This window comes from Novosphingobium sp. ERN07, assembly GCF_012641335.1.
Classification (GTDB): Bacteria; Pseudomonadota; Alphaproteobacteria; order Sphingomonadales; family Sphingomonadaceae; genus Novosphingobium.
In genome coordinates, this window is record NZ_JABAID010000008.1 from 154,031 (window position 1) to 169,353 (window position 15,323).

Annotated in this window: 3 protein-coding genes; 1 reads left to right on the forward strand and 2 read right to left on the reverse strand. The window is 61.8% G+C overall.

Features of this window, described 5'->3' with window-relative positions; translation table 11 throughout:
* The first annotated feature begins 2 nt into the window (after nucleotides 1-2).
* Nucleotides 3-12,140: a hemagglutinin repeat-containing protein gene (locus tag HGI47_RS12820; protein WP_168853158.1), complete on the forward strand. Its 12,138-nt coding sequence runs from the start codon at nucleotides 3-5 to the stop codon at nucleotides 12,138-12,140.
* Between the two features lie 366 nt (nucleotides 12,141-12,506).
* Here the strand turns inward: HGI47_RS12820 and HGI47_RS12825 are convergent, their stop codons facing one another.
* Nucleotides 12,507-14,288: a hybrid sensor histidine kinase/response regulator gene (locus HGI47_RS12825; RefSeq protein ID WP_168853159.1), complete on the reverse strand. Its 1,782-nt coding sequence runs from the start codon at nucleotides 14,286-14,288 to the stop codon at nucleotides 12,507-12,509.
* The gene (locus HGI47_RS12830; protein WP_168853160.1) at nucleotides 14,288-14,887 is read right to left on the reverse strand and encodes a response regulator transcription factor; all 600 of its coding nucleotides are present in this window, start codon (nucleotides 14,885-14,887) and stop codon (nucleotides 14,288-14,290) included. Before HGI47_RS12830 ends, HGI47_RS12825 begins: the two co-directional genes overlap by 1 nt.
* Between the last annotated feature and the right edge of the window lie 436 nt (nucleotides 14,888-15,323).

Here is a 15,323-nt window from a genome sequence, read left to right on the forward strand (position 1 = left end):
CCATGCGCCACCAGACCCTTTCCCGCCTGCTTTCCGCCAGCTCCATCTCGGCGATTGCGCTCTATGCCTCGCTGATGCCGGGTGGGAATGGCGCTCTGCGCGCGCAAGTCGTGGCAGCAAACGGCAATACCCAAGTCGGCACAGCAGACAACGGCGTGCCGATGGTCCAGATCGCCAATCCCAATGCGAACGGATTGTCGGTCAATCAGTACGACGCCTTCAATGTCTCGACACGGGGCATCATCCTCAACAATGCCACGTCCGCCGAGGGGAATGCCGAAGGCCGCGTGACGACGCAACTGGCGGGTCTCGTTGCGGTCAACCCGAACCTGACCACGGCTGCAAAGGTTATTCTCAACGAGGTTGTCTCGACCAATCCCTCGGTGCTGGCCGGGTACATGGAAGTGGCCGGAACCAAGGCCGAGGTCGTTGTCGCCAACCCCAACGGCATCACCTGCGGCGGTTGCGGCGTGATCAACACTTCGGTCTTCACGCTGGCCACCGGACGTTCGCGCATCGACTCAAGTGGCGGGTTGCTTGGCTTCGATGTCAGCAGTGGTACGTTAACCATCAACGGCGCAGGTCTGGACGCTCAAACCACCGACTATGCTGCCCTGCTCGGGCGCAAGATTGCCATCGGCGGTGCAACCTTCGGCAAGGTGCTGGATGTTGTGGCGGGCAGCAACCGCTGGGACTACCAGAACCGCAGGGCCACGGCCATCGCCGGAACCGGCACAACGCCCGATTACGCGATCGATTCCACGGCTGTCGGCGGCATCTATGCCAACCGCATCCGTTTGATCGCAACCGAGGCTGGTGTGGGCGTACGCCTGCTTGCCGATGCTGCTGCAGTTGCGGATGATCTGACGCTGAGTGCGGCAGGCAATCTCGAACTGCGCTCGACCATTTCGGCGGCGCAGGATCTGAAGATTTCCACTAGCGGCACTGGCGGGCTTGTGGCGCAGGATGCGTCCCTTTCCGCCGGGCGTGATCTTGGTCTTGCGATCGCTGGGAGTGCGGCGCTAACGGGCGGCGCCATCGTGGCGACGCGAGATCTGTCGCTGACCTCAGCTTCGTTGACCGATACGGGCAGTGCGGCGACATTGCCCAACAACAACCAGCGTTATGCCGGGGGCAGCCTGACGCTTGGCATTGGCGGTGCGATAGCGCTGACCGGAACAAGCTATGGCGCGGCGGGCGTGGCCGATATTTCGGGCTCAAGCCTTGCGGCCAATGGCGACGGGTTCCTTTACAGCTCCAACAACGCGCTTTCGGTCAAGGCCACGACGGGCGATCTGACGCTGGGCAGTTATGCGCTCACGGCAGCAAGCAGGCTTGCGCTTAATGCAGGCGGCGCGGTTTCGGTGCGCGCCGGTCGGGGAGGCATCGTCAGTTCCGGTGGACCTGTCGAGATCACGGCAGGCGCCGGGCTCGACAATGCAGGCACGATCGCTGCCAACGCAGGCGCAGTGACGCTGTCTTTGGGTGGCAATTCCACGAACAGCGGCTCGATTGTAGCGCAGGGCAACCTCACGCTGGCTGATGCTGCTGGAGGTGCATCCGGCAGCCTGACGAATGCCAGCGGCGGGCAAATCCTGAGCAACGGTGCGATTGACGCGCGGTTGGCCACGCTCGTCAACGCCGGGACGGTGCAGGCGGCAAGCGGCACCACCTTGCGCGCCAACCGCCTTGAAAACACCGGGCTGTTCATCGCATCGACCGCCACAACGGCAGATGGCACGATCACGGCGGCCAGCGTGACCAATGCCGGAACGCTGCAGTCGGCGCGTGATCTTACCCTTGGAGTCTCCGGCACGCTTGACAACAGCGGCACGATGAACGCCGCAAGTGCGCTGGCTCTGACAGGCCAAGCGGCAACCACCAACGCCGGGGCTGGCGTTATCAGCGCCAAGTCCGTCAACCTTGCGATAGCCAGCCTCGACAACAGCGGTAAGGTGATCGGCGCTGACCGTCTGACGCTGGATGCCACTGGCGCGGTGAGCAACCGGGCGACGATTGGCACCAACGGGACGCTCGCCCTTGCAGCGGGGAGCCTCTCAAACCTGACCGGGGGCACTGTGCAGTCCGGCATCGGGGGCAACATTGCCACTGGCGGAGCTTTGCTGAACCAAGGAGCGATCTACCTTGCCAACACCAGCGGCAACGGCACCGTTGCTGCTGGCTCGCTGGACAATCAGAGTGGCGCCGTGCTGGTTTCGCAAGGGGATCTGGACCTGACGCTGTCCGGCACTTCGCTGACGAACGCGGGCAATCTGCTGGCATCGAGAAGCCTTTCGATCAGGGCAACCGGCACCGCGCTGATGCTGACGAACGCGGGCGGTGCCTATATCCAGTCCGGCAGCGCCAGCGGCGACAAGCTGACCATCACCGGCGCGGGCATAGCGCTCGAAACAGCGCCCAATTCAGTGATCACTGGCAATTCGCTGGACCTCACACTGGCGCGGATGACCAATGCCGGGGCGATCAGCGCGGTGGCCGGGCTGAACTTTGCAGCATCGGGCGCGGTGTCCAACGCAGGCGTGCTGCTGGCCGGAACCCAACTGACAGGACGGGGCGGCACGGTGAGCAACCTTGCCAGCGGCGGCATTCAGGGCGGCAGCGGCGTGGCGCTGACGTCCACTGGCACGCTGACCAATGCGGGCACGATCCTGACGCCTTCTGCCAATGGCGGCACGGGTGCCGTGGCGTTGACCGCCGGGACGTTCGACAACCAGGCGGGCGCGATCGTGCAATCGGCGGGCGGGCTGTCGCTTGCCCTGACCGGCACCGGCGGCAGCAACGCGGGCACCCTGCTCAGCGCGGGCACGCTGGCGCTTTCCGCCGGGACCGGCGGGGCAACGCTGACCAACCGCGCGAGCGGCATTATTGCCGCGCAAGGTTCCAGCGCAAGTCCGGCGACGCTTTCGTCGAGCGGGCAGCTCTCGCTGGTCAACATCGCGGGCGGGCGTCTGCTCGGTGACAGACTGGCACTGTCGCTTGCCGCACTCGACAATGCCGGAGCCATCGGCGGCGGCGCGGGCGCGAACAGCATTATCGCCACAGGCGCTGTGACCAACAGCGGCACGCTGGTGCTGACCAGCGACAACGCGGGAAGCGCGACGCTGGGCGCTGGGCTGCTGACCAACACCGGCAGCATTGGTTCGAATGGGACGCTAGCGCTCAACCTTTCCGCAGGACTAGCCAACAGCAGCACGATCCAGTCGCTCGGCGATTTTACCATCGCGTCGGGCAGCAACAGCGTGACCCTGACCAACAGCACGGCAGGCAGGTTGCTGTCTGGCGGAACGCTGGCCATCACCGGCAACGGTGCGGCGTTTACCGATCAGGCGGGGCAGATCGGCGGCAATGCTCTGGCGTTCACGATTGCCAGCCTGACCAATTCGGGCAGCATTGTTTCAACCAATGCGGCTGACATCGCGGTGTCGGGCGCACTGGCGACGAGCGGCCTGATCGGCAGCAACGGCACGCTGACACTTTCGGCGGGAACCCTCGACGTTGCAGCGGCGGGCAGGCTCCAGTCCGAAGTGGCAGGGGCGGTGACTGTCAGCGGCAGGCTTTCCAACAACGGGCAGATTTATCTTGCCAATACCAGCGGCACCAGCACCCTGTCGCTCGGTTCGGCAAGCGTTGCTGCCGGTGCGCGCATCGTTTCCGGCGGCAAGCTGGGGCTTGCGTTCACCGGCAGCAGCCAGAGCCTCGACAACGCCGGATTGATCGCAGCGGGCGACGATATCGCAATCACCGGCAGCAATCTTGCCATCAACAATCAGACCGGCGCGACCATCCAGACCAGCCCTGCGGGTGCCAGCACGACCGGCCTGATTACCATCAACGGCGGCGGCATTTCACTGACCAATCGTGGCGTGATCATCGGCAATTCGCTGAACTGGGCGTTCGGCGCGATCAGCAATTTCGGCACGCTGCAGAGCCGCGGCAACCTGACGCTGGCCTTCACCGGCGCTAGTGAGAATTCGGGCACGCTCTATGCGCAGGACGGCATCGCCACATTCAGCGGCGCGTCGTTCTCGAACAATGCAGGTGCAATCCTGCAAGCGGACAAGGGCACGACATTCAATCTGACCGGCAACCTTGCCAATGCGGGCACGCTGATCGGCTCTACCGATGGCATAGGCAATCTCGTTGTCAATGCCGCAAGCCTTGCCAACCTTGCGCCGGGGGCTAGCGCCTCGGCAGCGACGATCCAGTCGAGCAAGGGGGCCAGCTTCAACCTCAATGGACCTGCTTTCGACAACACCGGCTATGTAATCACCTCGGCTGACATGGCGATCCACGGGACGGGCGCGGCCTTGGCGATCACCAATTCGGGCAGCGGCATCATTGCTGCGCAGGGCACGACTGCGGCACCGGCCACGCTCACGATTGATGGCACTGCCACGACGCTGACCAACGCAGCAGGCGCGGCGATCACGGCAGACGCCACTGCGCTGACGCTGGCAGGCATGACCAACGCCGGGCAGTTCGTAACCGGCACCGGCGCGAGTGCCATCACGATCAGTGGCACGCTGACCAACAGTGGCACGTTCCTCACCAACGGCACGTTGAACCTCACAGCGAACGAGATAGACAACCAGTTGCGCGCGGTCTTTGCGCCGCAGGACGCGACGATCACCCTTGGGTCCAGCCTCAGCAGTGCGGGCACGTTCTTCGTGCCCGGCAACCTCAACATCCGCAGCATCAACGGCGACAATCGCGCCCTCACCATCCGCGTACCGTTCTTCACCGGCCCTGGTGGCTCGACCGGATCGGACGGCCTGTTCCAGATCGGCGGCACGCTCGACGTTCTGGCCGTCGGCGCGGATTTTGCGGTAGGTGGCGGAGCGACGCTGCTGGTCGACAGCGCAATCCGCGCAAACGTCAGATCGTTCCGCAACTTCGGCACGATGCAGGCCGCCGTCAATTCGAACATCATTACGTCCGAAGAGTTCTTGAATCAGGGCAACGCCTATTTCGTCGGGACCAATATCGCCGACACGGCCTCGATCTCATCCGGCAGCTTCCGCAACGCGGGCCTTCTGGAATCGGGCACCAGCCTCAGCCTGTCCACGATCAATGGCAATCTGCTGAACGACCTTGGCGGCACGATCCGCGTCAACCGCGAGATCAAGCTTGGCGCTTCGGCCAATAGCACGCAGGTCATCAACAATGGCCTTCTGGAAGGTGATAGTATCGCGACCATTCTGGTGCGCGATTTCGTGTTTGGCGCCAACGCCAAGGCCGTGTCCAACAGCTTCGGCTATGTCGCCCTGCCGGGCGTCAGCGGAACCCGGCTGTCCATCGGCAGTGGAGCAAGCATCAGCGCGCGTAATGCGTTCAATATTGCGATCGATACGTTCGAGATGGCGGATTCGTCATCGCAACTGCTCGGAGGCAATCAGCAGGCATCGTCGCTTTCGGTCACCAATTCCTTCACGGTGCGCGGCCTGATTTTCGGCGAGGCCGGGCTGAACGTCCGCGGGTTTGGCGACATCACGCTCGCCAGCAACAGCGGGGTCGCTTCTGGCGGTTCGACATCGATCATTGCCAAACCCGCGACGTTTGGCGGGCAAAGCGGAAGCATCGTCAATTCAGGCCAAATCTATGGCGCCGCTGCGGTAAATCTCGAAGCTGGGGCGAGCATCGTAAACAAGGCGAACACCGACAGCGCGTCAAGTGCATCAGGTTTTGCGGGGTCGATCGATTCCGGTGGCTCTATATCGCTGTCCACAAATGAAGGTGCCTTCGGCTATGCCGGTAGCGTCATAAACTACAGCCAGATCAATGCGGCGGGCGACATCACGATTAATTCGCGCAACTTTACCAATGCCGTCGTCGGTGATTGGTCCAGGGTCAGCTCGCAGAACACGGTCATTTCGGCCCAACCGGTTAGCACCAACGTGGCTCCGAACGGAAGTTGCAGTGGCGTTGGCACGTCAACCACGCTGTTCGATTGCGAAAACTTCTTCACGCAAACCTGGAATCAGCGGACGGTCGATACCGAACGATTTGCCAATGGCCTGATCGCGCCTTCCTATACGCCGCAGATCGTTTCAACGGGCGGTACGCTGAGGGTCAATTTCAGGAACGCGAACAACGTCGGCGCGAGACTTTCTGCCCCAGTCGTATCGCTGTCCGCGCTGGAATCAGGTGCCACCTTCGGCCTGAACACGCTTGAATTGCGCCAGACGGTCACCGACATGCTCTGGACCCGATCCGGTTTCCAGAGATATCGGCTCGACACCAGCCAGAACCCGCCTACCGGCGTGCGATCCGGCGAATTTCTCGACTATTTCCCGCAGTTCACCTGCGCAGGTGGGCCAACGTACACGTGTGGCGGTGACGGGATCGGACGGTCTGCTTCAACGGCCAAGGTCTTCGGGACCGGCGGCGGGTCGCTCGTACCCACGGGAGTCTTCGCCAACAGCGTAACCGGCGGCGGCTATGCGTTGACGGTAATCGGCGCTGCCGGAAATACAACGCCACCGGCCGTTACAGCGGCGGGGAACGCGCTCAACACCGCCATCGGCAGCAGAACCGGCTCGACCACGGCGCCTACGGGCACCAGCGGCTCGACCACCGGGATCGCTGCGCCTACCGCATCCGTTGCGGCAACAGGGGCAACTGGCACCACCGGAACGAGCGGCACCGGTCTGACGCCAACAGCGGGCCTCACGGTAGACACAGCAACCTCCACAAGCGGCTTGAGCAGCGGGGCAGGCAGCGCCACACCTCTTGCCAGCACTGCTTCTACCAACTTCACCAATCCCATCAGCGTGACGACGGTTGGGGGACAGCCTGCGGTTTCGTTTGATGGCACCACAGTCGCCCTGCCAAGCAACCCCAATGGCCGCTTTGTGACGGTGCCGAACCCGACCAGTCAGTTTCTGGTAGAGAGCAATCCGCTGTTCACCACGCCGATCGCAAGCTTCAGCTCCGACCTGCTTGCACAAAGGCTGGGCATTGCGCCGGATGCGTTCGGCAAGCGTTTGGGCGATACGGACTACGAAGCCTATCTGATCACCCAGCAACTGCTTGGCGCCACTGGCCGCAGCCTGCTTTCCAGCTACGCCACGCTGGATGACCAGCTCTCGGCGCTTTATGCGAACGCTGCCGACTATGCCCAGCAGACAGGACTGGTCATCGGCCAGCCCCTTACCGAAGAGCAGGCCGCCAATCTTCCGGGCGACATCATTTGGCTTGTCCGCACCGAAGTGGCTGGTCAAAGCGTGCTCGCGCCGGTCGTCTACCTTTCCGAAGCAACAAAGACCGCACTGGTCAGCGGCAGTGGCATCATCGCAGACAGCGTCAATCTCCAGCTGACCTCGCTGAACAACGATGGCGGGCAGATCATCGGCACCAAGACCAACGTCATCCGAACGACCGGTGACATCCGCAACACCAATGGCGGCGTGATTGCGGGCGGTCAGGTCTATCTCAAGTCGGCCAGCGGCAGCGTCCAGAACCTGAACAGCACGATTCAGGCAGCCAAGACGGCCGTGGTGATCGCCAACGAGGATCTGGTCAACACAAATGGCACCATCGCCGCAGACCGTATCGCCTTGCGGTCAGACGATACCCGCGTCGATATCAAGGGTGGCACCATCACAGCCGGGACGGCGCTTTCCGTCGATCAGATGGAAGGCTTCAAGGTCGATGGCACCAACAATATTTCTGCGAAAAACCTGGCGCTGACCACCCGCGGTGGCAGCATCGAAGTCGTCACCCAAACTGACACCCGCGGAATTGGCACGAAGACCATAAGGACCGAAGTCGGTCCAACAGCCGCGATCACTGCCACAGAAAGCCTGTCGCTTAACGCGGCCAAGGACATCTCCGTCAAAGGTGGCACGATCAGCGCTGGCAAAGATCTTGTTCTCAACGCTGGCAACAACATCGATATCGGTACGGTCACATCAACCGAAGGCGATGTAAACCAAATCAAGAAGGGCCGCACCACCACCACCAGCGAGTATGTTACTACGACCAACATCGGGTCCGACGTGTCAGCCGGTGGCAATCTCGTGCTCAAGAGCGGCGGTTCGACCAATATCACCGGCAGCAACGTGACGGCGGGCGGCAACGCAGCCATCATCTCTGAGGGCGAGGTGAACATTACCGCCGCCACCGATACGAGCCGCACGAAAACGGTAGAGAAGTACAGCGGCGTCTTCCAGAAGAAGACCACCACCACCGAAGTCGAAACCACCACCAACGTTGGTTCCAACGTGACGACAGGCGGATCGCTCTACGTGAAGTCCGGCGGCGATACCAACATCACCGGTGGCAGCCAGATCAACGCGGGCAAGAACGTAGTGATCGATACATCGGGCAACGATCTGAACATCCTTGCAGGCAACGATACGTCTACGACTACGACCGAGATGAAGAAGTCGGGCCTTGGCGTTGCCGGTGGCCTCTATGGCAAGGAAAAGGTCAACACGCGCGACGCTTCGGCCACCAACGTGGCTTCCGGTATCACCGCCGGGGGCAAGGTTGCGCTGATCAACAACGACAACGTCACGATCCAGGGTTCGAACCTGAGCGCAGCCGAAGGCGGCGTGATCGACGCGACCGGCAACGTGAACGTGCTTGCTGGCAAGGACACGCGCGATGTTACCACACGGCGCGAGACGGAAACGATTCTCGGTGTCTCTAGCTCCAGTTCGGGCAAGGCCAGTGCCAATGCAGGCGCACTAGCAGAACGCAACGGGATCGGTGGAACGGCTTCAGCCGGGGCTTCGGCATCGGCTGAGGGCGAAAACAAGTCTTCGCTGAACTTCTATAGCAAGACCGTGACCAACAGCCGCGAACAGAGCACGACCAACGTCGGCTCCAACATCGAATTCGGCGGGGATTCGCAGATTTCGGCAGGCAAGACGCTGACGATCCAAGGGTCGAACGTCGGCACCACGGAAGGCGATCTCACGCTGCGGGCCAAGGACGTCAACATCCTAACGGGCATAGACAGCGAAACGAGCAGCAGCGACAGCCGTACCACTTCGATCGGCATCTTCGTCGATTCCAAGGGCGATGCCAGCGCAGCGGCCAATGCCGAGATCAGCGGAAGCCTTGCCGACAGCAAGAACCGCGCGGCCATCGGCGGCGGCGCCAGTGCTTCGGCCACGGCTGAAGCCAATGGTCAGGTGACTGCGACGATCGGCGTGCGTAACAGCACTTCGCGCGAAAACAGCGTAAAGGTCGGCAATGTTGGCAGCAACATCAGCGCGGGCGGCAACCTCAACATCATTGCCGAGAACGACATCACCACGGTCGGTGCCAACCTCTCAGCCGGTGGCGACGTGGCGCAGGTTGCGGGCAACAACATCAACAATCTGGCCGCGCAGGACTATGAGTTCTCCTCACAGAGCGAAAGCGAGACCACTGCGGGGCTTTATCTTAGAGCGAACGGCAGCGCCTCTGCCGAAGCATCGGCGGGCGCATCGGCAAAGATCGGCCAGACCGGTATTTCCACCCCTGCGGCCAACGGTCTGAAGGTCGGCGCAGAAGCTTCCGCCGAAGTCAGCGCGGGGTTCCGCGCAGCCAACGAAGCCAGCAGTTCCAGTTCCGGTTCGACCAGCGCAGTGTCCACCACGATCAAGTCTGGCGGCAACGTGGTGCGCATCGCGAGCAACGCGATCAACGATCAGGGCACGCAGCTTCAGTCGGGCGGGGACATCCTCCAGCAGGCCACGACCATCACCGACCGGGCAGCGGAGAACACCGAGTTCAGCACGGAGAACAGCCGGAGCACGGAATTCACCATCGGCGCCAACGTGCAGGGCGGCGTTTCGGGCGGCATGACCTCGGGCAGCTCTACCGGCGCGGGCATCAAGCAGACCTTCACCTATGAGCAGTCGGGCGAATCCCAGCGGAGCAGCGAGGCGGTTACCAGCAGCTATGATGCCGGTGGCAAGGTCGTTTCGATCACCAGTGGCAAGACATCGCTGGAAGGCACGCAGATCAAGGGCCAGCAGGGCGTTACCATTCAGGCTGGATCGCTGGACTATACCGCTGCCCGAAACACCGAACAGACTTCCAGCTCTGGCTTCTCGCTCGACCAGTCGGTGACCGTCGATGTCATCGCCAAGAGCGTTGGCGTGGGCGTCGAGGGCGAAATCTCGAAGAGCTCGGGATCGAAGAATCAGGCCGTGACCGGCACCATCGAATCCGGTGCAGGTGCAGTGAACATCGTTACCACCAATGGCGATCTGCGCTTGCAAGCCACGCAGGTCAGCGGTGAATCCGGAGTCAACGTGGCCGCCACCAACGGCAAGGTCGTGCTGGAAGCTGCGCGATCGACCGAAACGACGAACGATCTGAATGCTTCTTTCGGCGTCAACCTGACCGCGAGCAAAGGCACCGGTGGTGCCAACAGCGCAGGGATCGAGGTCGAAGCAGGATTGCAGATCGACAAGACGGATTCCGTCACCAATCAAACCGTGCAGCTCAATTCCGGTTCTGGTCAGGTCAACGTTCAGGGCAACTCGGTGCTGCTGCAGGGCACGCAGATTGCTGCGGCGACCGGCGCGAACGTGGTGGCCACGCAAGGACAGGTCACGAACCAGAGCGTCGTCGATACGGTGCGCTCATCGGGTGGCGGGTTCAATATCTCAGCCGCTGCTGAGCAGTCCGGCACAGTCGTTGCTGGCGGCACGGGCGGCTTCAATGCCTATAACGTGACCGACCGGACCACGACGACCAGCAGCGTGACATCCCAGTCCGGCGGCACATTCGTCGGTCGGTCAGCAACGCCCGTCATCGCACCGCAATTGGCTGGGGGCGTCGATGCTCCAACCATCCGGCAAGTGGACGGCGTGCCCGACAGCAATGTGTCAACCTCGAACGCGGCTGACAGCAATTCCTTCTCCGCGCCCGTCGGGCAGACGAACGGTTCCTCAAACGCTGCTGGTGCGGTCGGATCGAGGCAGACATCCGCGCTCGCAGTGCCGGGACAGGCCGCCGGGCGGATCAGCGGCATTGCAGCGCCCGCCGCAGCCCCCGTCGTAGCAATTGGGGCAGCTCCGATTGCAGGCGCAGCCGTCAGCCAGAGCATCGCCCAAGGTGCGACTGCCGCAGCGCCACAAGCGATGCGCGTGGAAGGCGTCACAGCGACGGTCCAAGGCGCAACGCCACTCCAGGCCCCGCTGGCCTTGGCCGTGCCGAAAGCAGCGCCTCTGTCGACTGGTCCGCAGGCCGTGGCGCCAGTCCCGGTCGCAAAGATTGACGCAGGCAGGCCTGCCACGATCACGCCGGTGCCTCAGCCTGCACCAACGCCGCCTGCAGGACCGGACCGTGCGCAGACGCCCACGGATCGACCGCTCATCCTGCCGACGGTTCAGAAACAACCCGACGCACCGGTCATTACGCCGACGGTTCAGAAGCAACCCGATGCGCCGGTCATCCAGCCAACCGTTCAGAAGCAGCCCGACGCACCGGTCATTACGCCGACGGTCCAGAAGCAACCCGATGCGCCGGTCATCACGCCGACGGTCCAGAAGCAGCCCGACGCGCCGGTCATCAAGCCGACAGTTCAGAAGCAGCCCGATGCGCCGGTGATCCAGCCGACGGTGCAGAAGCAACCCGATGCGCCGGTTATGACCCCGACCGTCCAGAAGCAGCCCGACGCGCCGGCCATTCAGCCAACCGTTCAGAAGCAACCCGATGTGCCGGTCATGACCTCGACCGTCCAGAGGCAGCCTGAAGCGCCCGCAACTATGCCGCAGGAGCAAAAGCAGCAAAGTGTTCCGTCAACGACGACACCTGTTGTTCCGATGCCCGAAAACACTGTCCGCACCGTGGTTGACCGTGAGCAGAACGTGATCCGGCCTGAAATCGCGCCGCCCCCTGCCGGCAAGCCGATCACTGCGCAGACTGCTGCTGGCGGCGAACTGCCATGCTGGCTGACGATCGATCCGAGGACAGGCGCCATCAACGGTCGTCCCTCGCAAAGCGTTGCCGATGCGAATGTGCCGGTGATCGTGATCGAGATGGTCCCGCAAGCGGATGGCACGACCCGGCGCATGACGATCGTGGTCCAGCCCAACCAGTTTGGTGCGGGAGGGTCGGAATGCAGCATTGTCCGCACGAACCCAACGGCAGACAAGAAGCCAGGTCAACGCTAGAGCACTTTCCGACCAATCTGGCTCATCGTGATTGGCGCAGCAAGCTTCTCGGCAAGGAGCGTTGCACAGACCGGGCTGGTTGCCCGTCCAAGCAAGGCGACGCTGTCCGAGGGGCTTCCTGCGTCAACCCCTTCGGGGCGGGCCCCTTTTGGCCGATTGCTGCGTCTCTCGTCGGTCACTATGCGACAGCATGGCTCCCTCCTCGATCCTTGCACTCGGCCAAAATCGGCTCCGTCACGGTGAGCCAGATTGGTCGGAAAGTGCTCTAAAGACGAGGCGGCTGCGGGTTACGCTGCAATCAGCGGAACCTCAGCACTTCACGGAAAATGGCGAGTCCTGCGGGTGCACTCGCCAAGACCACCAAGATCACTGCACCAGTGAAGCAACGGCCTCGACGATCCGGTCCGGGTCAACAGGCTTGTAGAGGATCTTCATGTCTTCCCGGTCAGCCGCAGCGATCCGGTCTGGATGGGTGTCGCCAGTGATCATCAGGACCGGCAGCCCTGCGCCATGTTTCTGACGCATCAGGCGCACCGCTTCGGTCCCGTCGCGCCCCTGCCTCAGCCGGAAATCCGAAATCAGAAGGTCTGGCACGTGCCTAGCGGCATGATCCAACGCTTCTTCGACCGTTTCTGCAGTTGCCACATCGTATCCTTGCGCGGTCAACAGAGCGCCAAGGCCTCGCAAAATCGCAACGTCATCGTCCAGCAGGATCACCCTCGCCCGTCTGACAATGCCTGGCCGTTCCGTCTGGACGGGTTGCGCAGGAGGCGCTTCGATCTGCACTGGCGCAGCCAGCATCAGCGGGAAGCGGAACACGCTGCCGCGCCCGGGCTCGGAGGAAACCGTAATGTCGGTGCCGATCAGCCGCGCCATGCGCCGGGCGATGGCCAGGCCCAGTCCAAGACCTTTGCGGCGATCACGTTCAGGGTTCCCCAGTTGTGTGAAATCGCCAAAGATCGCTTCTTGTTGATCGGCCGGAATGCCGATGCCGGTATCCCAGACTTCGGCGATCAGAAGATGGCCTCGCCGCCGCGCCCCGATCAGAAGGCCCCCTTCATCGGTATAGCGGATCGCATTGGATATCAGGTTCAGCAAAATCAGACGCACGAGGCCGGGATCGGCATGAACGTGCTTTCCGCATTCGTGCACCCGGAAGGCGATCCGCTTTTCGTCGGCCTGAACGCCCAACTCAGTTTCGAGTTGCCGGACAAGGTCGTCGAAAAAGAACGTCCGCGCCTGCGGCTCGATCACGCCTGCATCCGCCCGCGAAAAGTCGAGCAAGGCATCCAACATCTCTGACGAAGCGCGCAGCGCGCTGGAAGCATTCATGACCATGTCGCGTTGCGCCGGCTCAAGCTTGCTGCCCTTGAGCAAGGCCAGAAACAGGCCAGTGGCATGGATCGGTTGCCGAAGGTCGTGACTGGCTGAGGCCAGGAACGTGGACTTCGCGCGATCGGCTGCCTCCGCTGTCTGGCGGGCGGCCTCGGCCCGTTCGGCCTGCCGGGCCAGCCCTTCAGCAAGCTCTGCGTTGGCAAAGCCCAGGGCGATGTGGCGATAATAGGCCTCGCCGCTCACTTGTGTGTTCATGTATGTGCCAATGCAATAGAGTATGGCCAGCACCGGCATCATGTAGAAAGCTGGATTATCGGGGACGACCGCAATCAGATAGATCATCGTCATAAAGCTGACCGCGATGAAGGACGCGATGTAGACGGCGTGTACCTTTGGCAAGGCACCATATGTGGTCACCCCTCCGCTCAACACCCCGCCAAGCGCCATCACCACGAACACGAATTCCGGTGCGCTGATGTTTTGCCCGGCGATGGCCAACAGGCTGGCCCAACCGGCGGCGTGGAGCGATTGGGTTACATAGAGCCGACGCAGCATCCGGTCCGGCGCGTTTGCCACCATCTCGGGATCATAGAACCACCGCAGTTCGGTCAACTCTGAGATTTTCAACGTCGCCTGCAGCCCAAACCAAGCCCAGATGGCTATTCCATGCTCGCGCATCACAAAAGCCACGAAGGCCGACAGCACCAGCGTCATGCTGCCAGAGCGGGCCAGCATGCTGTAAACGATCCGGATCTGTTCGATCAGAATTCGCTGCTGCGTATCGCTATCCTGCGTGTCAGGCGCAGGCACCATCAGATCAGCCTTGCCTGTTCGGCCAGATAGACGGCGTTGGTTCGATTGGTGGCGTTCAGCAGTTTGAAGATCTGCTGAACGTGGCCTCTGACCGTGAATTCGGACAGGCCGATCAACCTTGCGATCGCCTTGTTCGAATGGCCTTCGCGCACAAAGCCTAAAATCTCGATCTGCCGTGCGGTGAGCCGACGCAGCGTCTTGCCTTGATCCTCTGCGGTTGCGACCGATGATGCGACAGGTAGTGCTTTGGCGATCCGATCTATCAACACTGTCGGCGGCTCGGCCTTCGAAAGAATCGAAACACCTTCAGCGTCACCAAGGCAATCAGTTACCCATCTCGTGTCTTCGGATGTGATGATGAAGATTTTGGCTTTCGGCCAGTGCATGCGCACAAGAGCCAACGCTGCTTCTCCGCTTACGCCCACAAGGTTGAAATCAAGCATAACGAGGTCTGGCGTCTGGTGAAGGGCATCAATTGCAGCGCCAAGCCCCGGCTTTGAAATAAATTCCACGAAAGGAAAGCTTTGCCTGACAATCAGCTCTAGACCAGAAAGAAACAAGTGGTGGTCGTCTATTGCCAATATCCGAAATTTTTCCACTCCCACCCCACTAAAAATCTGAATTATATCGGAAATATTACGCCCTGAAGGCCGCATTGATCCCCGTTAGCCCCAGTTCGACCGAACGGTAACGGCATCCGGCCTTGATTTCCAGAGTTCCTGAACACTTCATACGAGGCTCTGAACTTCAGCCCTACATTGCCATTTGGAGCACTTTCCGACCAATCTGGTTCAGAGTGACGGAGCCGAATTTGTTTCAGGGCAAGGCGCGAGGAAGGAGCAATGCTGAGGCATTGTGACTGACGAGCAACGCTGCGCTGGAGCAAATTCGGCCCGCCGCTTTGCGGTTGTGATACCCATGTTGTCCGAGAGCGCATTGCCGGCCCAATCCTGCCGCCCTTCGGAGCAAAGGAAGGGCGCACGCCTGCCTTGGGATCAAGCCGCCCTTCAAGACCTCATGCCAATGTTAGGTTGG

Coding starts and splice junctions, on each gene's coding strand:
- HGI47_RS12820 (WP_168853158.1), top strand. CDS start 3: ATGCGCCACCAGACCCTTTCCCGCCTGCTTTCCGCCAGCTCCATCTCG.
- HGI47_RS12825 (WP_168853159.1), bottom strand. CDS start 14,288: ATGGTGCCTGCGCCTGACACGCAGGATAGCGATACGCAGCAGCGAATT.